The organism is Francisella-like endosymbiont, from assembly GCF_003069505.1.
Classification (GTDB): domain Bacteria; phylum Pseudomonadota; class Gammaproteobacteria; order Francisellales; family Francisellaceae; genus Francisella.
In genome coordinates this window covers 107,119-129,106 of the sequence record NZ_QAPC01000004.1, presented here as the reverse complement: position 1 = coordinate 129,106, position 21,988 = coordinate 107,119, and the positions used below count along the sequence as shown (strand labels likewise).

Sequence of the window (21,988 nt, the reverse complement as noted above, 5' to 3'; positions counted from 1 at the left end):
AGGAGCTCAAACTTAATCTAACTTAGCTCTTTTAGCTTTGAGTAAACCTTTAGCTTTATTCCATTGTTGTACTCGAGGTTTTAGAGCTTGGATTTTTTTGTGCAAACTCAGTCTCTAAATCTATGTTATAGACATTCGTTAGTCCAAGTAAACTTACAAATACATATCTGTAAGTTCTGCTTTAATTTTTTGATTATCATTTGCCTCTTCGTAGATTTTATTCTGCATTATTTCATTTGCTAATTCACCAACTTCTTCTAATAAGGCAATAAAGCTAGCAAGCCTTGGTTGAGTTATATCTTTAAAAAGTTTGGAGATGGTTTGTTGTACTTGTTTTATTTGCATACTATTGATCGATTAGATTTATTTTAGTTTTATAATAATTTTAACATCCTTTCGTAACATCTATATATTCATAAACTGATGGTTTATAATATATAACTAGATTTTATTAAAAAATACTGATTGCATATGAGTCAAATAATAATAAAAACTCCACAAGAAATAGAAAAAATGCGCGTTGCTGGTAGGTTAGCAGCAGAGGTTTTAGAGATGATTACTCCTTTTGTTAAAGAGGGGGTGACAACTGCAGAACTTGATAGAATTTGCCATGAATATATAGTCAAAGACCAGGATGCATATCCGGCACCGCTTAATTATCATGGTTTTCCTAAATCTATTTGTACCTCAATAAACCATGTTGTTTGTCATGGAATCCCAGCTAATAAAAAGCTTAAAAATGGTGATATAGTAAATATTGATGTCACAGTTAAAAAAGATGGCTATCATGGTGATACAAGTAAGATGTTTATGATAGGTGAGTCATCAGTTATGGCTAAAAAGCTAGTTGAAGTTACTCATGAATGCTTATGGAAAGGTATAAAGGTTGTCAAACCTGGCAATCATTTTGGAGATATCGGTGCAGCTATAGAAAAGCATGCAAAGAAGTTTGGTTATTCGATAGTTGATGTTTTTTGTGGTCATGGAATTGGTGCTAATTTTCATGAGCTTCCTAATGTTATGCATCATGGCAAGGTTGGTACAGGTGAGATGTTTGAAGAAGGAATGATATTTACAATTGAACCAATGATAAATATCGGTAAAAGAGCAGTGTCAGTGCTAAAAGATGGTTGGACTGCCGTTACAAAAGACCGATCACTTTCAGCACAATGGGAACATACAATTTTGGTTACAAAAGATGGTTATGAAGTCCTAACACTAAGAGAAGAAGAAAAAATTAGTATGTCAAAACAAGTAGCTCAGAGGCTGGTAAATCAAAAGTGTAATCTTTTACGAGCCCAAAATGAAGAGATTACTGTCAATAAAGTTCGAAAACTTATTGGTGGGGGTGTCTCTATTATTGATTTAGTAGAAAAGGTTACTTTGTATAAAGAGGATAAAAAGCAAGCTTTAGCAGTTGCAGAGCAAGAAACACTAGAGATTAATCAGCCAGTGCGTGATGAACTACTTGAAACTGTAAGAAGTACGCTAAAAAATTTTGGTGTTGATAGAGATGATATTGCTTTTAGTTTACGCAACAATATTATGCAATATATTCAACAACAAATATCTAAAAGTACTACTAAGCTCAAGTACAAGCAGGTTGAGCTTTCTAATAAAAATGATAGTTTAGAAATTTCTAATCTTAGCTTAGAACGTTGCTATAAAGAATTACTCGAAAAATATACTCAACTCAAAGAAGAAGCGTATAGTTTAAAACAAAGTTATAATACAAAGTCTATCAAGTTCTTAGAAAAAGAAACAACAGAAAAAATGCTCTTAGCTTGGGAAGATTTTAAGGGTATCAAAGAGCAATTAGCTAGCTTAGCGATGTATTCTAAGATTGCTGCGTATGATAAAAGTGGTGTTATTGTTATTAAGTTTCCAGCAACAGATTTTTTAACTCAAGAATGTAGAACTGGAGTAAGTAGATACTTAAAGGCAAAAACTGTATTTGATTATAATATCCAAGCTTGGGTTCTCTCTGGCTTTAAGGATATTCTAAAAACTTTAGATTTTTTAGAAAGAAATAAGTTTGTTTTTTCAAAAGAACTACAAACTATAGCCTATCTTAGAAGACAGAAGAGTTAACTTACGAAATGTTTTTGAATGCTAGTAGCTAGTTATCTAGTATAGTGGGATTTGCTAATATATAATTTAGCAATAAATTACTTTAATATCTTCTGTATATATGGATTTATTCTCAAGTTTAGAAAGCACTTGCTCTGTAGCTGAATTTTCCGAACAAGCATACCTAAATTACTCAATGTATGTGATTCTTGATAGAGCTTTGCCACATATTTCTGATGGTCTTAAGCCGGTACAAAGGCGTATCATATATGCGATGAGTGAAATTGGTTTAAGTTATTTATCTAAGTATAAAAAATCAGCACGTACAGTTGGTGATGTCTTAGGTAAATACCATCCTCATGGTGATAGTGCTTGTTATGAAGCTATGGTATTGATGGCACAAGACTTTTCCTATCGTTATCCTTTAATTGATGGTCAGGGTAACTGGGGATCTATAGATGATCCAAAGTCATTTGCAGCGATGCGTTATACCGAGTCGCGTTTATCTAAATATGCGGTATTACTTCTAGATGAATTAAAAAAAGGCACCGTAGATTGGGTCAAAAATTTCGATGGGACAATGGATGAGCCTAAACTTTTGCCTGCTCAGGTGCCAAATATTTTACTTAATGGTGCTATGGGTATTGCTGTGGGGATGTCGACATATATTCCACCACACAATATTACAGAGATTATAAATGCTTGTTTACAATTATTGTCTAAGCCTAATAATTCGACTATTGAAGAAATTCTTGAGATTGTCGAGGCTCCTGACTATCCTGGTGGTGCTAATATTATCAGTAGCAAACAAGAAATTGCTGGAGTATATAGGTCAGGTAATGGGTCGATACGCCAGCAAGCAGTTTATGAATATGATAATCATGGTAATGTTGTGATTACAAAATTACCTCATCAGGTTTCAAGTGCCATGGTAATGGAGCAAATTGCTAACGAACTTAAGCAACAAAAAATTACTTGGATAAAAAATATCCAAGATGAATCAGATGATAAAGAGCCTGTGAAAATAGTTTTATATTCGGCAACGACAAAGAAGAATATCAAGAAAATAATGGGACATTTGTTAGCGACCACAGATCTTGAGAAAAGCTTTCGTGTCAATATGAATATGATTGGTTTAGACAATCGGCCACAAGTGAAAAATCTTTTAGATATACTTAATCAATGGCTAGAGTATCGTAAGCATACCTTACGAAGAAGACTTCAGACTAGCTTAGATAAGGTTTTAGACCGTTTACATATATTAGAAGGTTTATTGATAGCGTTTCTAAATATAGATGAAGTGATTGATATCATTAGAAACTACGATGATCCTAGTTTAGAGTTAAAGAATAGATTTGCACTTTCTGAAATCCAAGCTGAAGCAATTTTGAATATTAGATTACGCAAGTTAGCAAAGATTGAAGAAATTGAGATTAAAAAAGAGCAAAGGGAATTGCAAAAGGAAAGAGAATTACTTGAGGGTTATTTAAATAGTGAAGTTAAGTTTAGAAACTTAATGAAGAAAGAATTCAAGCAAATATTAGTAGATTTTAGTGATTCTAGGCGCTCGAAAATTATTGCCGCAGAAAAGGCTCAAGCTCTAGAAGAAAAGGATCTGATGCCTAATGAGAGGGTAACTATTATCTTGTCAAAAGCTGGTTGGATTAGATGTGCTAAAGGTGAAAATATTGATCCGGTAGGTTTAAGTTATAAGCCTGAGGATGAGCCATTTTTGGTAACTTCAGGTAGTAGTAATATTAAGTTGGTATTTTTTAGTAAGCTTGGTAAGGCTTACTCTGTATATGTAGATAAATTACCATCTGCAAGAGGTTATGGTGAGCATATAACTACATATATCCCGCTGGATAAAAAAGATCAAATTATAAATATGGCTTTTGTAAGTGCTGCTGGATATTTCTTAATTGCTAGTGAAAGTGGCAAAGGTTTTGTGATACCAGCTGAAGATCTTATTACAAGTAAAATAACGGGAAAAAATATTTTTGGTGCAGATGATGTCTTTAAGTTTATACCATTTGAGCAAGATCATAAGATGCTAGCTATAAGTTCACAAGGTAGGATGATTGTGCGTGATTTCGCTAGTTTTGCATTACTTAAAAAAGGTAAGGGTAAATCAATCATTAAGCTAGATAAAAAAGACAAACTTAAATTTATCGAACTATTTACAGCAAATCAAGAGTTAACACTAAATGCGGGTAAGAGATTTATTCGTATTGATAGTAAAAATATTGAGACTTATTATAGCGATAAGCCATCTGGTGGTGGAGTGCTCTTACCTCAAGGTTTTAGAAAAATAACCAAAATTGATATAGAAACTATAGAGAGTAAACAATGAAAAAAATTGCAATATTAGGAGCAATGGAGATAGAGATCCAACCAATTTTAGATAAGTTAGATAGCTATGAGACTATAGAGTATGCAAATAACAAATACTACCGGGCAAATTATCAGGATAAAGAGCTTGTAATAGCCTATAGTAAAATTGGTAAAGTATTCTCAAGTTTAACGGCAACGATAATGATTGAGCGATTTGGTGTTGAGGCATTATTGTTTACAGGTGTTGCCGGTGGACTGCAAGATTTAAAAGTAGGTGATATGATTGCCGCAACTGCTACAGTACAACATGATGTTGATGTCACAGCTTTTGGTTACCCATATGGTAAGATTCCCATTTCAGAAGTTGAGATTACAACATCGACTAGGCTTTTAAAACAAGCTCAAAATGTTGCTAAGGAACTTGATCTCAAGCTACACACTGGTATTATTGCTACAGGAGATCAATTTGTCCATTGTGCAGAGAGAAAAGATTTTGTGATCAAAGAGTTTGATGCACAGGCTATAGAAATGGAAGGAGCAAGTGTTAATCTTATCTGTAATGAAATGGGCGTACCAAGTTTAATTCTAAGAAGTATTTCTGATACTGCTGATGGTGATGCGCCTGAAAATTTCGATAAGTTTGCTAAAATGGCTGCTAAAAGGTCAGTAAACTTTATAATGCAAATGCTTAGTAATATATAAATTTATCTTTGTGTTGTTTATTTTTCGCTGTTATTAACAAAGCTCTAGATATCTCAATAATACATACCATTAGCAAAACTGGGTCTAAGAGATAGTTCCATATATTACCCTGTAAAATACCACTAAAGAACACAACTGCAGCAATAACAATAGTAACATTAAATAATATAAATCTATTAGAAATCAAAAGTAGTATTAGTCCATAAGCAAATACGCAAGCTAATACTAAATATGCACTATAGTCAATATCGTAAAGCTTATATGACATTATAAAGAATAAACCATAAAATATAATAAGCATTAACATAAAAGCTGTACTGGTATATGGAAAAATAGTAGTTTTCTTACTTATAAATATACTTACTATAATAAATATCAGTAAGATAAATGAAGAAAAACTAAAATAGTTTATAAATCCAGTGACAAAATAAAATATAGTCTCATTGTCAGAGCTTATATTTATAAAGTTAAAGCAAAGTAGTATTAATATCGCTAGTAGTAATAATTTTTTAGGTAGAAGAGTAAATATTCTCAAAAAAAAGTATATCACAAAGAGGTTGGCTGTCAAAAGGTTATAATAGTTAAGCATTAGAATTTTCTCCTTTAATCTCAACAACTCTTATTGTACCTTTAGCTTTATTAGAAAATGCTAAAATAATATTATCTTGATACAAAGTAAATGTAGGGTATGAAAGTTCTCCTTTAGCTTTATTTGGGAATTTATAAATATTTTGCCACTGTTGACAATTATACGCTTTAAAGGCTAGACTAAGTTCTGAACGACTATTGGTAGAATTGTTGTAGGCTAAGATGATACCATTTTGTATTTTTATTGCTGCAATACCAGAGTCTGGATTATCAAGTTGTGTTGGTTTTACTTTTGACCATGATATACCACTATCAGCTGTTTCGTTTGTATATATTTTTTTTATAGGGCTATACATCTGTCTATATAGAGCCAAAGCATGAGTTTTTGATAGTGGAATTACTGTAGGTTGTAAATTTACGCTATCATTAGTCATTTCTGAAACAAATATAAGCTCACCATCATTATTAAAGACAAACCATCTACCATTGAGATTATTAAATTCTTTGTATACAGGAATCGCAAATCTATTATTATCTAGTTCGATTGCTGATCCTCTTATTAATGTGCTGAAATTAAATACTGGTGAAGAGATTATAGTTTTTGGTGTACTCCAAGTTTTACCTAGATCATTTGAGTACATAATATTTAGAGAAGAAGTTACCCAGCCACCGCTAGATGAAGTAAAAACTAACCACAATTTTTTTTCTTGAGAATATATAATTGGGTTACCTAAATGATGAATATGTTTCTTAAATATAGATTGAAACTTTTGGCGATCCATAACTGATCTGATTTTATCGAAGTGCCACTTTCTAGCTACTTTCTCAGCTATTGCAAGCATTATCTTAGTATTTGGCGCAGTTTCTTGATCGCCACTATACCAAGTGATAAAAAGTTTATTATCAATAGTTGTCATTGATGAAGCATGATTATATTTGAGATATTTTAGATTAGCTATAGTCTTAACATCTAATTTTTTTGCAATACTATTATTTTTAGGTGTAGATATGGCAAAAGAATAATTATGTTGAATACGAGAGTAATAGAAAACTAACAACAAAATTGAGTATATAAAAGCAAATATAAAAACTAGTTTTAGATTATTTTTCACAGTTTTAAAAAATAATTTTATTAGCCACATTGTATTATTTTAATTTAATTAAGCTAAATATACTAACTTTTGCTTATAAATATCTACAAAGTTTTAGAATATTGATTTTAAATTATGGTTATTACGATTGAGGGTTGATAATGATTAGTTTTTAGTGTTAATAATGTTAATATTAGTAAAATTATTTTCTAATAGTCAAATTATTGTGATTAATAAAAAAAATATATTAAGTTGTTTATTGATTTTATCTAGTGCTATTGGCTATAGTCTTACAATACAACAAATTCAATATTCTCAAAAAGCCATAGATGCATTAGCTAAAAAAGACTATAAATCATATTTTTATTATAAATCGAAACTCAAAGATACTAGTATTTACTCATATTTACAATATAAAGAAATAAGTACAGATCCTAATATTTTTCAGCAATCAACAATAGATGAGTATTTCAAGCAAGATAATAATAGCTATTGGCAAAACCGACTTAGTGATGATTTAGCGCAATACTATGCCGAAAAATATGACTGGAAGCTCTTTGGCAAGTATTATAAAGGCGATTTAGGGGTACCTGGCAAATGTTGGAGTATGCAAGCAGAATATGAATTAGGTGAAAAAACTAAAGCATTAAATGAATATGGCCAACTTTGGCAGAACCGAGTGTATATGCCTGCTGCATGTAATAAAATGCAAAAATATTGGGATAATTTTGATTATAAACCAAGAGATTATCTAACAACTAAAGCATATACTCTTGCTTTTGCCAATAAGTTTGATGATAGTTTGTGGTTATTAAATACTTATGTCAAAGATAACAAAGATTATCTAAATTATATAAGTGCATGGAAACAAGCTACTAAAGATTCGCGTAAATTAGACAGTTTTATTAATAGGTTTCACAATTATAATTATTTTGACAAAGTGATTGTTGATATTTCTAGAGATTTAATAAGAAAAGATGCCCAAGGCTATGCAAAAGTATGGGATAACCTAAAAAATAAAAGATATCTAAGCACAAAAGTAAAACAACAGTGTATCTCAGCAATAGCGGTAAGTTTTGCAAGATCTCAATCACCACAAGCAAAACAGTGGCTAACTAGAGTAGATAAAAAATATCTCGATACAACAGCTTGGGAGTGGTTATTAAGGGTTGATTTATACAACAATAACTTTGCAGATTATATAAAAACATATAGTCAACTTCCTGCTAAATTACAACAAAACCAAGTATGGAAATATTGGCTAGCATATAGTTATGATCAACTAGGTGAGAAACAACAAGCGGAGAAAATCTTTGCGGAATTAATACAGCAACCGCTTGATTACTATTCATTTTTAGCGTCTGATAGGCTTGGTAAACCATATAATTTTGGTAATGATGTTGCTACAGCATTAAGTAATAGTGAAACTAAAAAACTACTGGCAGAAGATGCTACTACACAGGCTATTGATTTATATCAGATCGGTCAATACAAAGATTCAACAAGTATTTGGAAATGGGCAATCAGAAATAAGCTTAGAGATAAGCAGATTCATGAGATTAAACAACTTGCAAGTTTAGCTGAAGATAATCATATGTATTATGCGGCTATATTTAATATGTCAGTTATCGGTAATTATAATAATATTGATATGCTCTTTCCAAAAGCTTTCATAACTACAGTTAATCAAAGTGCCCAAAAATTTGGCATTGATAAAGATCTTGTTTTATCAATTATGCGTAAAGAATCATTATTTGATATTGAGGCGGTCTCCTCAGCTGGAGCAAAGGGATTGATGCAGGTTACAGAGCCAACCGCAAAATTTATTGCCCAAAAATATAAATTATCTTTAATTGGTGGTAAATCTCAAGGTATGACTAGTCAGATATTTATCCCTGAGAATAACATTAAACTAGGTATAGCAAATTTATATTTCTTAGAGAAGCTTTTTGATAAAAATACTATACTAGGTATAGCTGCATATAATGCTGGCCCAGGTAATGTTGCTAAGTGGCTAAATGAAAAGGAAGCTCCAGCAGCAATTTGGATAGAAAATGTACCATTTGGTGAGACACGGCACTACATTCGCAATGTACTTGTATACATGATTGTTTATAATAATTTTGTATTTAAAGATAAAAAAAATCATATTAGTAATTTTCTAGATTATAAAATATTTAATAAGCAAAGTTTTAGGAAATAGTACTAGCAACTACTTAAAAGAGTGTTCTAAATCAACATTTTACAGAGATAGTATATAATCATAATAAATATTTTATTGTGTTTAGGAATTAGAGAATTGTGCGTATAATAAAAAATGTCAAAAGAGAAAATTTGCTGGCATGTTTTTTGACATATGTGGGCTATATGACCCTAACAATTTCAATAACTTTAACCACATCATTAGCATCTAATTTAGGTTTGTCTGATTATGTTACTCAAATGGCAATGAGTCTATCGTTTTTTACGTTTAGTATTTCTGCGGTTTTATTTGCATGTGCTGTTATCATACAAAAAAATATCGTGATGAATGAGCCTATTTGTTTAATCATAATTCACACAAGTTTTATTAATTAAAACTTATTAAATCAGATATTATTGTAGGTTTAAAATAATTTTAAAGTAATATTTAATTTATATATTTTTTAATATTACTTTAAATATCTTAATTTTTTAGTTATATTTGTAAAATTCAAAATTATAAATTTTCTGTTCATTCACTACTGATAGTTCGGTTTACGAATTATTCAATGCACATTGAACTTTTAGAAAAAAATCTAAAGTTTGCAAAACCATTAATTTCTTTTTTGTGGACAGAACTTAATAAAATAGATTGTTTTAATTATTGTAAGCTTTTAAGTTTTTTCGTTTATTTTTAGTCTAAATAATACCTTAAGCTCGTAGCTTATATAGTTTTTGAATTTGAGTTAAAGTTAAAATTAAAACGATAAAGTCTAAGTAAACAGATCAATTATTAAATAAGTTTCGAACTTAGGTTACTTTTATAGTAATATTTGTAGCTAAGTTCATAATTTAAAAAATATCTACAATGATTTCTCACCTTAGAGTTCATACCGGATTTTCTGTTGTTGATAGTACAGTGCGTCTAGGAGATCTTTTTGCAAGAGCAAAAGATAAAAATATTGTTGCGATAGCTCTCACTGATGTGTGTAATTTGTTTGCGGCAATTAAGTTTTATAAACAAGCATTAGCTAGTGGGATTAAACCAATCTTTGGGGTGGAACTGAAGATTGATACTGAATTTGGTATTGCTGATTTAGTGTTACTAGCAGAAAATAATTATGGCTATCAAAATATTGTTAATTTGATTTCTAGAGCATATCAACAAACAGATAGATTTGGCTCAATTCCTCTTATACCTAAAGCTTGGCTTAAAGAGTTAAATCTAGAAAATATTATTTGCTTAAATGGTGGACAGCAGGGGGAGTTAGGCAAAGCTATCTTAGCCAAAGATTATATTAAGGCAGATGAGATTATTACTCAAAACATTGCGATATTCGGTTCTAATAATTATATTATCGAAATTCATAAGTTAGGGTATGAAAATGAAGGTTTGTATAATGAAAAAGCTCTAGAATATGCAAGTAAGTACAATCTCATAGCTGTAGCAACAAACTTAACTGTATTTATGGAAGCAGATGATTATGGTATTCATGAAATTAGAGCTTGTATCAATGAGAAAACAACAATCTTAGATGAGTCGCGTAAATCTAAATTTACTAGAGAACAATATCTAAAATCAGCTGATGAAATGTACGAAACTTTCTCTGCACTAACAGTGCTTGTAGATAATACTCTAGCAATTGCAAAGCGCTGTAATGTCACATTTGATCTAGGCAAGCCATGTCTGCCAACCGTAGATATTCCGGTTGGCTTGACAGAAAAAGAATACTTTTCAAAATTATGTTATCAAGGCTTATATAAGCGTTTAGAAAAAATATTAGCTAATAAATCAGCTGATAAGCATGAACATATCACAAAAGTCTATAAAGATAGGTTACAAAGAGAGATTGATATTATTTGTGATATGGGTTTTCCAGGATACTTTCTAATTGTTGAAGATTTTATCCGTTGGTCAAAAGAAAATGATATCCCAGTAGGACCAGGGCGTGGTTCTGGTGCTGGTTCATTAGTAGCGTATTCTTTGTTAATTACGGATATAGATCCATTACTGTATGGGCTACTTTTTGAGAGATTTCTGAATCCTGAAAGGGTATCAATGCCTGATTTTGATATAGATTTTTGTATTGAAGGTAGAGATAGAGTTATCAAGTATGTCGAGCGAAAATATGGTAAAGATAGTGTTGCGCAGATTATAACCTATGGTACTATGGCAGCTAAGGGTGTTGTGCGTGACGTCGTGCGTGTAATGGGACAAAGTTTTGGTTTTGGTGATAGGATTGCCAAGCTTATTCCAGAAACACCTGGTACAACCTTTAAGAAAATCCTAAAAGAGGGTGAGCCATTATATGATGAAATGCAAGTAGATGAAGAAGTTGCCGAGGTTATTGAAAGAGCGCAAAAATTAGAAGGTTTGCCACGTAGTTTAGGCAAGCATGCTGCAGGTATTGTAATTTCGCCAACGAAAATTTCAGATTTTGCACCGATATATTGCGAAGATAAAGGTGGAGATCTTGTTACCCAGTTTGATAAAGGTGATATTGAAGATGTAGGTTTGGTTAAGTTTGATTTTTTAGGGCTAAAAAACTTAACGATTATCAATAACACTGTTAAAAGCATTAAGGCTAAAAAATCAGCTGATCAAAAGCCTTTAGATATTGCTGATATACCTCTAGATGATCAAAAAACATTTAAGCTTTTGCAAGCAGGGAATACCACAGGAATATTTCAGCTTGAATCACAGGGTATGCGCCAGATTGTCAAGGATCTAGGTACTTCTAATTTTGAAGAGATTATCGCTTTAGTGGCATTATATCGTCCTGGGCCGATGGAGAATATTCCTACTTTTATTGATCGTAAGCATGGTAGAAAAAGAATTACATATTTGCATCCTCTACTTGAGGAGGTGCTAAAAGAGACTTATGGTATCCCGGTATACCAAGAGCAGGTAATGCAAATGGCACAAAAACTAGCTGGCTATACACTTGGTGCTGCCGATTTATTACGCCGTGCTATGGGTAAGAAAAAGCCTGAAGAAATGGAGCAACAACGTAAGATTTTTAAAGAAGGTGCTGCTAAATATTATAGTATCAATGCTAAACTTGCTGATGAGATATTTGACCAAATGGAAGCTTTTGCCGGATATGGGTTTAACAAATCTCATGCTGCTGCGTATGCGCTGATTGCTTATCAAACAGCTTGGCTAAAAGCACATTATCCAGATGAGTATATGGCTGCTTTGATGTCTGGGGATATGGGAAATACTGATCAATTCGTTAAATTTATCCTAGATTGTAAAAATATGGGTATTACAGTCTTAGCACCAAATATTAATAAAAGTGTCTATGATTGTATAGCTATCTCAAAAGGTACAATCTTACTTGGCTTAGGCGCCATCAAAGGACTTGGCAGTGAAGCAATCAAAAGCATACTTACAGAAAGACAATCAGGTGAAGAGTTTAGCTCAATATTTGATCTATGCCGTAGAGTTGATTTACGCAAAGTCAATAAAAAAGCGCTAGAGGCTTTGTGCTTTGCTGGTGCAATCAAAGATATTTCTAGAAATAGAGCTACAGCATTTAACTCTATTGAGAAAGCTATCAAAAATGCAGGGTATGTTAATGAGATGAACGCTGCTGGACAAGATGATTTATTTGGTTTTACAGAGCAACAGAGTGATACTGATACAGAGCTTGAAAAAAAATGTATAGTAGAAGAGTGGAACCTCAAAGAGCTACTAATTAATGAGAAAAAAGCTCTAGGAATGTACTTTAGTGGACATATCATTGATGAGGAAAATCATTGGTGCAATCATGTTAGCTTTAGTGATCTTGATAAGATTCAGCAGCCTAATATGGATGGTAATTCTGTGAGAATTATCGCAAGTATGATAACACCAGCTATACGCCGAAAGACTAAAACAGGAAAAGTTTTGTATATTATCAATATTGATGATGAATTTGATAGAGCTGATTGTCTGATTAGTGAAGATGTTTTTGTCGCTGTTAAAGATAGCATTCAAGTTGATGATATCGTTGTCGTTGAGGGTAAAGTTAGTCGTGATGTACAGCGAGAGTGTAATAAACTAAGTGTAGACAAGGTCCAACCAATATCACAATATATTGATGAAAATTTTAGTAAAGTTGAACTAACATTAAGAAGCCAAACTGTAAATCCAATTAATCTCAAGAAACTCCTTAGTAATCTCAAAGAAAATATAGCCTCAACTAATACTCAAAAACAAAATATCTTAGAGATAACAATTTCTCTTGATGATGTTGATGGTAAGTTTGATTTTTTACAAAAGCCATTTTCTATCTACAAATTTGTAAATGATGTTAGCAGGCTAATAGCTGAGGGTAGTACGGTTAGTTTGAGTGAGGTTTAAATTTTACATGTCATCCTAACTTGTTTTACTAATATCACTAAGAGCTTTGAATAGTGACGTGTAAAAGAGGGTTTAGCTATATACTTATTAACCAACAAAATAATGTTTTGTATATAGGTGTTATATCAGATGTTAAGCAAAGGTTTATTAGCATAAAAATATACTAGTTAAATGACTTTACTAAAAAATATCAAACTCATAAACTGGTGTATACGAAATAGCAGAAAATATAGAATATGTAGTATTAAGAGAAAAACAGCTTAATCATTGGCAGAAAGATTGGAAGTTTAATTTGATTAAAAAAATAATCCTAAGTTTAGTAATTTTTTATAGTTTGTAATAAGATCCTGAATACCTAGTTCAGGATGACTACAAACACTATGTTTAAAATGGGGATATATAGATGAACCACCAATTTATACAATACAATGATCCAAATAACGAGATCTTGTATCAAAAATGTAAACCTGTAACGGATATAAAAAGAGCTGAAATACAGAATATCATGACAGAGATGCGTGAGAAAATTACTAGCAAACTTGATTCTGTAGCTGCTGTAATATTCCAGCATGAATTTAATCACCTACTTGTCTCTGTCTATGTTGATTTTGATACTAAATCTATGGTAAGAAGAGCTATAAGTTAAATTTGCTAGTGGTAAGCTTAAAGCTTATCAAGAATGTGGTGAAGAGAGTTCCATTGTTATTAGAAAAATATCAAATAGGTAAAAATATATAAGTTTTTTTGTAGCAATATCAAAACTAATAGTTGACATATAAATTAAGAATAGTAGCATAACTTGAACTGACGATAATAGCAGTCTGGAACCACTTGATCCCATTTCGAACTCAGGAATGAAATGGCCTCACGCCAATGATAATCTGGCAATGCCCAAGTGAAAGTAGGTAATCGTCAAACCTCTTTAAATTTTTTTCACTATTATTTTCATTTACTCAATACTAAAAATATTTAAATAGTTTTGCTTTAAATATGACTAGTTAAGATATATTTTAGAAAGCTTACAGGTTTCGCGATATTAAGGTGTCTGTCCTGTGTGGTGGGAAGAACAGCACTTGGTTTAGCTATCTAAAACTATTAAGCTCAACTAGCCATATTTAGAACATCAGCTTAGCAATTATGATTGCTAATGTTAAGTAAACGATAGTTAATCCAGCAAGATATATGTGGATTTGAGATTTTAGTAATTTTGTCATCTTTATTGCTTACATCAAGTTGTTATCTTGGGCTAATGGTACCCTAAGCTGCTTTAGCAACAATTAGTAAAATTTAACAAGTCTAATCAATTTTTAATAGTTAATTAATTTCTCTATGATACAAAAAACAGTTGCTATTACATAAGTTATGACAATTTGCTTAGATGTTTTTGAAATGTTTTTTATTGGCTTAATATGTTATTCTATAGAATAATTTTTATTGCTAAAAAAGAATTTTAATGTTTAAGAGCTTACCACTATTTATCGGATTAAGATATATTCGTGCAAAAAAGCGTAATCGGTTTATATCTATTATTTCGGCAATATCATTTTTGGGTATTTCTCTAGGGGTTGCTGTACTTATCACAGTGATGTCAGTTATGAATGGTTTCGATCAGCAGATTAAGAACAGAATTCTAATGATGGTGCCACCTTTAAAGGTTTATCAATTAGGTGGAGAGGTTACTGACTGGTCAACATTAGCCAAAGAAATTGAGAAAAATATTCCAAGTGTCACAGCAGCAGCACCGATAGTGGAGTCACAAGGGTTGCTTAGTGCAAATACTGTCGGTAGTACTACGGCATTTGTACAAATTCAGGGTATAGAGCCTAAGTATCAAACCAAAGTACTCCCTGTAGCTGAGCATATCGTCAATGGTAAGTTATCATCGTTAAATGATAACCAAGGATATAATATAATTTTAGGTAGTGTCTTAGCTGATAATTTAGGTGTTAAAGTTGGTGATAAAGTCACTTTAATTGTGCCAAAGATTAACCTAACACCAGTAGGGATGATTCCGAAAATTAAGAAGTTTAGAGTATCGGGGGTATTCTCTGTAAGTTATCAATACGATGCTTATTATGCTTTGATTAACATCAAAAATGCGCAAAAAGTTTTTGAAACAGGTAATTCGGTATTATCTATTCAGCTAGGTATAAAAAATATCTATAATGCGCCACTTGTGAAAAACAAACTCAATGATGGCGCAATCCCACCTTACTATTTCACTCGTGATTGGACAGATGAGAATAAATCTTTCTTTGATGCCTTAAAAATGGAAAAAACGGTGATGTTTTTTATCCTATTGCTAATAATTGCTGTTGCAGTATTTAACTTATTATCATCTTTAGTTATGGTTGTTACTGATAAGCGTAGTGATATAGCTATTCTTAGAACGATAGGGATGTCATCGCGACAAATTATAACGGTATTTATATATCAAGGTTTTATTATTGGTTTGATAGGTACAGTTATTGGTGTATTGCTTGGTATATTTCTTTCAACTTATGCTACAGAGATAGTTAATTTTATCCAGAATGTTACTGGTAAGCAATTTTTAAACGCAAGTGTTTACCTTATAAATTATATTCCATCAGAGTTGATGTGGTCAGATGTTCTAAAAGTTACTTTAGTTTCTATGTTTTTAAGTTTCTTAGCGACACTTTATCCTGCTTGGAGTGCTTCTAAGGTTCAGCCAGTGGAGGCGTTAAGATATGAATGATGTTGTTTTAAGTTGCAAAAATGTTTCAAAAAAATATACAGAATTTAAAACTGATATAGCTATCTTAAAAGATGCAAACCTTGAAATTAAAAAAGGTGAAAAAGTCGCTATCCTCGGGTTATCTGGATCAGGCAAGACTACACTATTAAATGTTTTAGGTGGACTAGATAAATGTAGTGCAGGTGAAGTATATCTGATGGGTGAGAGGTTTGATAATCAGTCCGTAAATAAGCGGGCAAAAATGCGTAATAAGCATTTAGGCTTTATCTATCAATTACATCATTTATTGCCAGAGTTTACAGCTATTGAAAATGTGATGATTCCATTAGCTATTACTAAAAAATATAGTAAAAAAGAGTCGATAAACCTTGCTAATGAAATTCTCACAAAAGTTGGTCTTGAGCATCGTGCTCATCATAAACCAGCTGAGCTTTCAGGTGGGGAGCGTCAGCGAGTGGCTATTGCTAGAGCATTGGTTACAAATCCAAACTGTATTCTTGCAGATGAGCCTACTGGTAATCTAGATAGTCAAAGATCAGAGAGCATATTTGCATTAATGCAACAGCTTAGTGATGATTTTGGGACTAGTTTTGTGATTGTCACACATGATGAAAAACTAGCTAGTCGTATGAATACAATTTATCGATTAGTAGATGGTGAATTAGAACTAGTCGAAAAGTCTAACTAGATTTTGGTTGCTATATTTTTCTATTATTTAGAATAAAAAATATTTTTAATTTATGTACTTTTAGTATACTACATTGATATGTAGTTATTTCTATAAGTTCTAAGATTATGAAAAGAGTTGTATTTGTCTATAAAGATACTCCAAAGTCATATAAAGAAAAATTTTTACTAAAAATTGAGAAAGATCTTAAAAAACCATCATAGTATTATACTTTAACAGTTGATGATTTATCTGAAGTTGTTGAAATTCTTGAAGAGAATTCTAAGATGCTGTATCGTTTTAGATAGAGCTAGTTTCAATATTGAAGCTTTTCATAATATTGCACACCTTAATACAAAGCCGATATTTGTGGCATCTGATTATAGTCAAAGTATTAAGCTCAATTTGCGTGATTTTAATTTAAATATCAACTTTTTATAGTATGATGCTTTAGCTAGCGAGGATTATGACTTTACTCACAAAACTATCACAAATTACTTTAACGATATATTACCACTTTTGACTTGTAAATTGTTTAAGTATTCTAAATCTTTTAATTCAGCTTTTTGTACTCCAGGTACCAAGGATGCTATGGTTTTCAGCGTTCTGCAGTAGTAGCTTTGTTTTATGATTTTTATGGTGAAAATATTTTTAATACAGATTTGTCTATTTTGATGAAAGAGTTAGGAAGCTTGCTTGACCATTCTGAAGCACATAAAGCCGCCGAAGAATATATATCGAAAGCTTTAAATCAGATAGATCATTTATTGTCATAAATGGTACTTCAACAGCGAATAAAATAGTCGGTATGTATAGTGTTACTGATGGTGATACTATTTTGGTTGATAGAAATTGCCATAAGTCAGTAACACATTTAATGATGATGCTTGATGTTAATCCGATATATCTAAAATCGACAAGAAATGCTTATGGAATAATCGGTGGGATTCCTAAAAAAGAGTTCAAAATAGAAACTATCCAAGAAAAGATATGACAATAGAAATATTGCTGATAAGTGGCCTGAATATGCTGGGGTTACCAATTCAACTTATGATGGCATCCTTTGTAACACTGATACAATACATAGGGAGCTTGATGTTAAAAAGCTACATTTTGATAGTACTTGGATACCATATGCAATATTTCATCCAATTTATAAACATAAATCAGCGATGCAAATTGATCCAAAACCAGAACATATAATTTTTGAGACACAGTCACCGCATAAGCTTTTAGCGGCCTTTAGCTAGTCATCAATGTTGCATATAAAGGTGACTATAATGGGGAAGTTTAAAATGAAGTGTTTATATGCTGTATACTTCAACATCACCTTTTTATCTCATAGTTTCTAGTGTTGAAACAGCAGTGGCAATGATGGAGGGTGAGCAAGGTTATAATCTTATAGATAAAACTATTAATTTAACTATAAATTTTAGAAAAGAATTAGTTAAACTAAGATCTGAAGCGAATGGTTAGTTTTTTGATGTTTGGCAACCTCTCTAATAAAGAAACTTGGTTATTAAGAAATGCTGATAAGTGGCATGGATTTTAAAATGTTGATGGTGATTTTCTCTTATTAGACCCTATTAAGATTACAATTCTAACTCCTGTAATAAAAGATAACGATGTCCAAGATTGAGGAGTACTGGCTAATGTGGTCGCTAAATTCTTAGATGAGCATGATATAGCAGTTGACAAGTCTGGGCTACATTCAGTTACTATTTATATTTTAGTTTATGTACGACAAAAGCTAAATCAGCAAGGCTAATCTCAGTATTGAATAAATTCAAGAAGATGTATGATGAAAATACATTGGTAGAAAAAATGCTACCAACTTTATATGCAGAAGACCATAAATTTTATAATGGTAAAAGGATCCAAGAAATTAGTGAGCAACTTTATGAGTATATTAAAAATGCTAATTTACTTAAACTTATGTATCATGCATTTAATGTCTTACCTGGGCAGCAATTAAATCCACATCGAGCATTTAAAAGTTACTAAAAGGTAAAGTAAAGAAGGTACCATTAGCAGATTTATATGAGGATACTTCTGCCGTTATGATATTACTATATCTACCTGGGATACCTGTTATTTTCCCAGGTGAGAAGATAACCCAAGAATCTAAAGTCTTGAAAAAATAGGTTCTATGTTGTCTGGCTTTGATACAGATATTCATGGTCCTGAAAGAGGAAGAGATGGTAAGCTATATATCAAAGTTATTGATGATAAATAATATCTTATTTTTTGAAATAAAATGCTTATAAAACACTAAAAAAAAATGTATAGTATGATTATCGAGCATAATTTTTTAGGTGGATAGTTCATGCTGAAAACTCCTCTTTATGAATCACATATAGCAGCTAATGCTAAGATGGTTGATTTCTCAGGTTGGTCAATGCCAATTAAATATGGTTCACAAATTCAAGAGCATAATAATGTTAGAGAAGATTGCGGTATCTTTGATGTATCACATATGCTAGCTGTTGATATACAAGGTTCTGAAGCTGAGAAGTTTTTACGTCATCTTTTAGCTAATGATGTCGCTAAACTACAAGAGAATAAAGCTCAATATGGCTGTATGCTAAATCATAATGCTGGTATCGTTGATGATTTGATTACTTATAAAGTTGATGCTGAGCATTTTAGAATTGTTGTCAATGCTGGCAATAGAGAGTCAGATGTTGCATGGTTTAGCGAAAATGCTAAAGATTTTGATGTTACGATAACTCCACAGACTGATCTAGCTATAGTTGCAGTACAGGGGCCAAAAGCTGTTGAGGTTATTAAGCGTGTTGTTACCAAAGAAATCGCTACTGAAATTGAAACACTTAAGCCTTTTTCATTTAAGTTTTTTAGTAAATGGATGATAGCACGCACTGGTTATACGGGTGAAGATGGTTTTGAGGTAATTCTCCCTGCAGCGCAGGTAAAAAAATTCTGGAATAGTCTGCTTGAAAATGGCGCAAAACCTGCAGGTTTAGGTGCTCGTGATACACTAAGGTTAGAGGCAGGAATGCATCTATATGGTGCTGATATAGATACATCTACGACACCTTTAGAAAGAGGCTTGGGCTGGAGTGTTGATTTATCTGACCAGCATAGAGACTTTATTGGCAAAAAAGCATATCTTACTAAAAAAATACAAGGAGTTGATACTAAGTGGGTTGGTGTAGTACTAAAAGCAAAAGGTGTCCTTAGAGCAGGTCAAGAGATTGATTTTGATAATGGTGAAAAAGGCTATATAACAAGTGGTAGCTTTTCGCCAACTTTAAAAGTTGCTATTGCATTAGCTTATGTGCCTAAACAAGCTAATAACCCCGTGGTAAATATCAGAGGTAAAGAGCTAGAGGTTGAGCTAGTTAAACTAAAGTTTGTTAAAAATGGTAAATCTTTGATATAAAGTACATAAGGATTATTCAAAACGATTAATCGTAGTCAATACGGAGGTATAAAATGGAGGTATAAAATGTTAAATGTTCCTAAAAAATTAAAATATACAAAGTCGCATGAGTGGGTCAAAATAGATGGTGATGAAGTTACTGTAGGTATCACAGCGCATGCACAGTCTTTATTAGGTGATTTAGTCTATGTTGAGTTACCAGAAGTAGGCGAAGAGTTCGCCGCTGGTGATGATATTTGTGTCGTTGAGTCTGTCAAAGCAGCCTCTGATGTATATGCTCCTGTTGATGGTGAGGTAATTGAAATTAATGAATCTTTGGTTGATGACCCTTCACAAGTAAATTATACACCATATAAAGATGGTTGGTTATTTAAACTTAAAATCTATGATGAATCTCAGTTAGCTGACTTGCTAACTGCTAATGATTATGCAAAAACTCTTGAGGAATAATTGCATAAACAAACAATCTATTTTTTTAATCTTTTTATAAAACCTTGTATAAAGACATGGAGGAAGTATGTCTTTTATCCCACATAAACCGGAACAAATTAAAAAAATGCTTGATACTATAGGAGCAGACTCTGTAGATCAATTATTTGATGAGATACCAACTCAGCTAAGAGCAGCTAAACTTAAAATAAAAGATGGTATTAATGAAATCCAATTAGCAAATCTTATTAGAAAGAGAGCTAACAAAAATCATCATAATATAAACTTTATTGGAGCTGGTGCATATAGTCACTATATTCCAGCTGCAATATGGGATATTGTAGCTCGTGGAGAGTTCTATACCGCATATACACCATATCAAGCGGAGGCTTCTCAAGGTAGTCTGCAAGTGATTTATGAGTTTCAAACTATGATGGCAGAGCTAACAGGTATGGATGCCTCTAATGCATCTATGTATGATGGTGCAACTGCTCTAACTGAGTCAGTACTTATGGCGATTCGCTCAAATAAAAAAGCAAAGTCACAAAAGATCTTAATTGCTGAAGCTTTACATCCTACTTATTTAAATGTATTAGAAACTATTACAAAGCATCAAGGTATTGAAGTTGATATTGTAAATCTTGATTCTAAACTGGGTAAGGCTGATATTGCTAAACTAGCTGATTTTGCTGATACTAACTATGCTGCTGTAGTGATACAAAGTCCTAATTTTTTAGGTCAAATTGCGTATGTTGATAGCCTTACAAACTGGGCTTATCAACATGATGCTCTAGTAGTGGCAGTGACAAATCCTATGTCTTTAGCAATCTTAAAACCACCAGGAGAATGGGGTGATAATGGTGCGGATATAGTCTGTGGTGAGGGTCAGCCTCTGGGTGTACCTCTTGCTTCAGGTGGCCCATATTTTGGTTTTATGACTTGTAAGATGCTTCACATTCGCCAAATGCCAGGTCGTATTGTTGGTAGAACAGTCGATTTAGATGGTAAAGAGGGTTTTTGTCTAACTTTGCAAGCGAGAGAACAGCATATCCGTCGTGCTAAAGCGACATCAAATATTTGTACTAACCAAGGATTAATGGTTACAGCAGCAACTATCTACATGAGCTTACTTGGTGTGGAAGGCTTAGAAAGAGTAGCAAGTGTTTCTCATGAAAATACGAAAACTTTGGCAAATAAACTAGCTAAAATAGATGGTGTAAATATAAGATTTGATAATGCTTTCTTCAATGAAGTTGTAATTAATTTACCTGTTAATGCAGAAGTATTTGTCACAGAGATGGAAAAAGAAGGGATTGATGCAGGTTACTTCTTAGGTGAATATAGTAGTGATTTGACTAACTCTATTATGGTTTGTGCTACAGAGATTCATACACCTGAGGATATCAATGAATATATTACTGCAACGAAAAAAATTCTAGCTAGGTTAGGAGGTTAATTA

The 21,988-nt window shown here is 32.1% G+C and carries 13 protein-coding genes, 1 rRNA gene and 4 pseudogenes; 15 read left to right on the top strand and 3 right to left on the bottom strand.

Annotated features, from left to right (window positions below):
* Positions 1 to 12: 12 nt before the first annotated feature.
* A pseudogene (locus tag C9379_RS07290) lies at positions 13 to 345 on the bottom strand (MazG nucleotide pyrophosphohydrolase domain-containing protein).
* A gap of 126 nt (positions 346 to 471) precedes the next feature.
* On the opposite strand from C9379_RS07290, the pseudogene map reads away from it, so the two are divergent.
* From map to C9379_RS07270, 4 genes and pseudogenes are all read left to right on the top strand, one after another.
* Positions 472 to 1,236 (top strand): annotated as a pseudogene (gene map, locus C9379_RS07285) (type I methionyl aminopeptidase); the annotation flags it as partial.
* Positions 1,237 to 1,242: 6 nt separating this feature from the next.
* The gene (locus C9379_RS07280) at positions 1,243 to 2,091 is read left to right on the top strand and encodes a hypothetical protein (RefSeq protein ID WP_143384714.1); all 849 of its coding nucleotides are present in this window, start codon (positions 1,243 to 1,245) and stop codon (positions 2,089 to 2,091) included.
* Between the two features lie 100 nt (positions 2,092 to 2,191).
* Positions 2,192 to 4,423, top strand: coding sequence for a DNA topoisomerase IV subunit A (parC, locus tag C9379_RS07275; protein WP_143384496.1), 2,232 nt, complete (start codon positions 2,192 to 2,194; stop codon positions 4,421 to 4,423).
* Positions 4,420 to 5,106, top strand: coding sequence for a 5'-methylthioadenosine/adenosylhomocysteine nucleosidase (locus tag C9379_RS07270; protein ID WP_143384497.1), 687 nt, complete (start codon positions 4,420 to 4,422; stop codon positions 5,104 to 5,106). The genes parC and C9379_RS07270 overlap by 4 nt, the downstream gene beginning before the upstream one ends.
* Here the strand turns inward: C9379_RS07270 and C9379_RS07265 are convergent.
* Positions 5,093 to 5,695 (bottom strand): hypothetical protein, encoded by a 603-nt coding sequence (locus tag C9379_RS07265; protein WP_143384498.1) that lies wholly within the window; start codon positions 5,693 to 5,695, stop codon positions 5,093 to 5,095. The two genes, C9379_RS07270 and C9379_RS07265, sit on opposite strands and share 14 nt — an antisense overlap.
* The gene (locus C9379_RS07260) at positions 5,688 to 6,806 is read right to left on the bottom strand and encodes an exo-alpha-sialidase (RefSeq protein WP_143384499.1); all 1,119 of its coding nucleotides are present in this window, start codon (positions 6,804 to 6,806) and stop codon (positions 5,688 to 5,690) included. The genes C9379_RS07265 and C9379_RS07260 overlap by 8 nt, the downstream gene beginning before the upstream one ends.
* A gap of 205 nt (positions 6,807 to 7,011) precedes the next feature.
* On the opposite strand from C9379_RS07260, the gene C9379_RS07255 reads away from it, so the two are divergent.
* From C9379_RS07255 to gcvPA, 11 genes and pseudogenes are all read left to right on the top strand, one after another.
* The gene (locus C9379_RS07255) at positions 7,012 to 8,988 is read left to right on the top strand and encodes a transglycosylase SLT domain-containing protein (RefSeq protein WP_143384500.1); all 1,977 of its coding nucleotides are present in this window, start codon (positions 7,012 to 7,014) and stop codon (positions 8,986 to 8,988) included.
* A 164-nt stretch (positions 8,989 to 9,152) separates the two neighbouring features.
* On the top strand, positions 9,153 to 9,362 hold the full coding sequence (locus tag C9379_RS07250; protein WP_343377570.1) for a hypothetical protein: 210 nt from the start codon (positions 9,153 to 9,155) through the stop codon (positions 9,360 to 9,362).
* 472 nt (positions 9,363 to 9,834) lie between these two features.
* Positions 9,835 to 13,314, top strand: a complete 3,480-nt coding sequence (gene dnaE / locus C9379_RS07245; RefSeq protein ID WP_143384501.1) for a DNA polymerase III subunit alpha — start codon at positions 9,835 to 9,837, stop codon at positions 13,312 to 13,314.
* A 403-nt stretch (positions 13,315 to 13,717) separates the two neighbouring features.
* Positions 13,718 to 14,052, top strand: a pseudogene (locus tag C9379_RS07240) (hypothetical protein).
* 65 nt (positions 14,053 to 14,117) lie between these two features.
* A 5S ribosomal RNA gene (gene rrf, locus C9379_RS07235) occupies positions 14,118 to 14,232 on the top strand.
* Positions 14,233 to 14,767: 535 nt separating this feature from the next.
* Positions 14,768 to 16,030 carry a lipoprotein-releasing ABC transporter permease subunit gene (locus tag C9379_RS07230; RefSeq protein WP_143384502.1) on the top strand — a complete coding sequence of 421 codons (1,263 nt, stop codon included), beginning with the start codon at positions 14,768 to 14,770 and terminating at the stop codon, positions 16,028 to 16,030.
* Complete coding sequence (locus C9379_RS07225; RefSeq protein ID WP_143384503.1) at positions 16,023 to 16,718, top strand: ABC transporter ATP-binding protein; 696 nt, start codon at positions 16,023 to 16,025, stop codon at positions 16,716 to 16,718. The genes C9379_RS07230 and C9379_RS07225 overlap by 8 nt, the downstream gene beginning before the upstream one ends.
* A 107-nt stretch (positions 16,719 to 16,825) precedes the next feature.
* Positions 16,826 to 18,933: pseudogene (gene ldcC, locus C9379_RS07220) on the top strand (lysine decarboxylase LdcC).
* Between the two features lie 90 nt (positions 18,934 to 19,023).
* Positions 19,024 to 20,100 (top strand): glycine cleavage system aminomethyltransferase GcvT, encoded by a 1,077-nt coding sequence (gene gcvT / locus C9379_RS07215; protein ID WP_143384504.1) that lies wholly within the window; start codon positions 19,024 to 19,026, stop codon positions 20,098 to 20,100.
* 66 nt (positions 20,101 to 20,166) lie between these two features.
* Positions 20,167 to 20,550 (top strand): glycine cleavage system protein GcvH, encoded by a 384-nt coding sequence (gene gcvH, locus C9379_RS07210; RefSeq protein ID WP_143384505.1) that lies wholly within the window; start codon positions 20,167 to 20,169, stop codon positions 20,548 to 20,550.
* Positions 20,551 to 20,617: 67 nt separating this feature from the next.
* Entirely contained in the window at positions 20,618 to 21,985 is a 1,368-nt protein-coding gene (gene gcvPA / locus C9379_RS07205) for an aminomethyl-transferring glycine dehydrogenase subunit GcvPA (RefSeq protein ID WP_143384506.1), read from the top strand.
* Positions 21,986 to 21,988 lie beyond the last annotated feature (3 nt).

Excerpts from the sequence above, each read along its gene's own strand:
- gcvH (WP_143384505.1), top strand. The coding sequence starts at position 20,167 with ATGTTAAATGTTCCTAAAAAATTAAAATATACAAAGTCGCATGAGTGG.
- C9379_RS07280 (WP_143384714.1), top strand. The coding sequence starts at position 1,243 with ATGTCAAAACAAGTAGCTCAGAGGCTGGTAAATCAAAAGTGTAATCTT.
- dnaE (WP_143384501.1), top strand. The coding sequence starts at position 9,835 with ATGATTTCTCACCTTAGAGTTCATACCGGATTTTCTGTTGTTGATAGT.
- C9379_RS07265 (WP_143384498.1), bottom strand. The coding sequence starts at position 5,695 with ATGCTTAACTATTATAACCTTTTGACAGCCAACCTCTTTGTGATATAC.
- gcvT (WP_143384504.1), top strand. The coding sequence starts at position 19,024 with ATGCTGAAAACTCCTCTTTATGAATCACATATAGCAGCTAATGCTAAG.
- C9379_RS07225 (WP_143384503.1), top strand. The coding sequence starts at position 16,023 with ATGAATGATGTTGTTTTAAGTTGCAAAAATGTTTCAAAAAAATATACA.
- C9379_RS07250 (WP_343377570.1), top strand. The coding sequence starts at position 9,153 with ATGACCCTAACAATTTCAATAACTTTAACCACATCATTAGCATCTAAT.
- C9379_RS07270 (WP_143384497.1), top strand. The coding sequence starts at position 4,420 with ATGAAAAAAATTGCAATATTAGGAGCAATGGAGATAGAGATCCAACCA.
- parC (WP_143384496.1), top strand. The coding sequence starts at position 2,192 with ATGGATTTATTCTCAAGTTTAGAAAGCACTTGCTCTGTAGCTGAATTT.
- C9379_RS07230 (WP_143384502.1), top strand. The coding sequence starts at position 14,768 with ATGTTTAAGAGCTTACCACTATTTATCGGATTAAGATATATTCGTGCA.
- gcvPA (WP_143384506.1), top strand. The coding sequence starts at position 20,618 with ATGTCTTTTATCCCACATAAACCGGAACAAATTAAAAAAATGCTTGAT.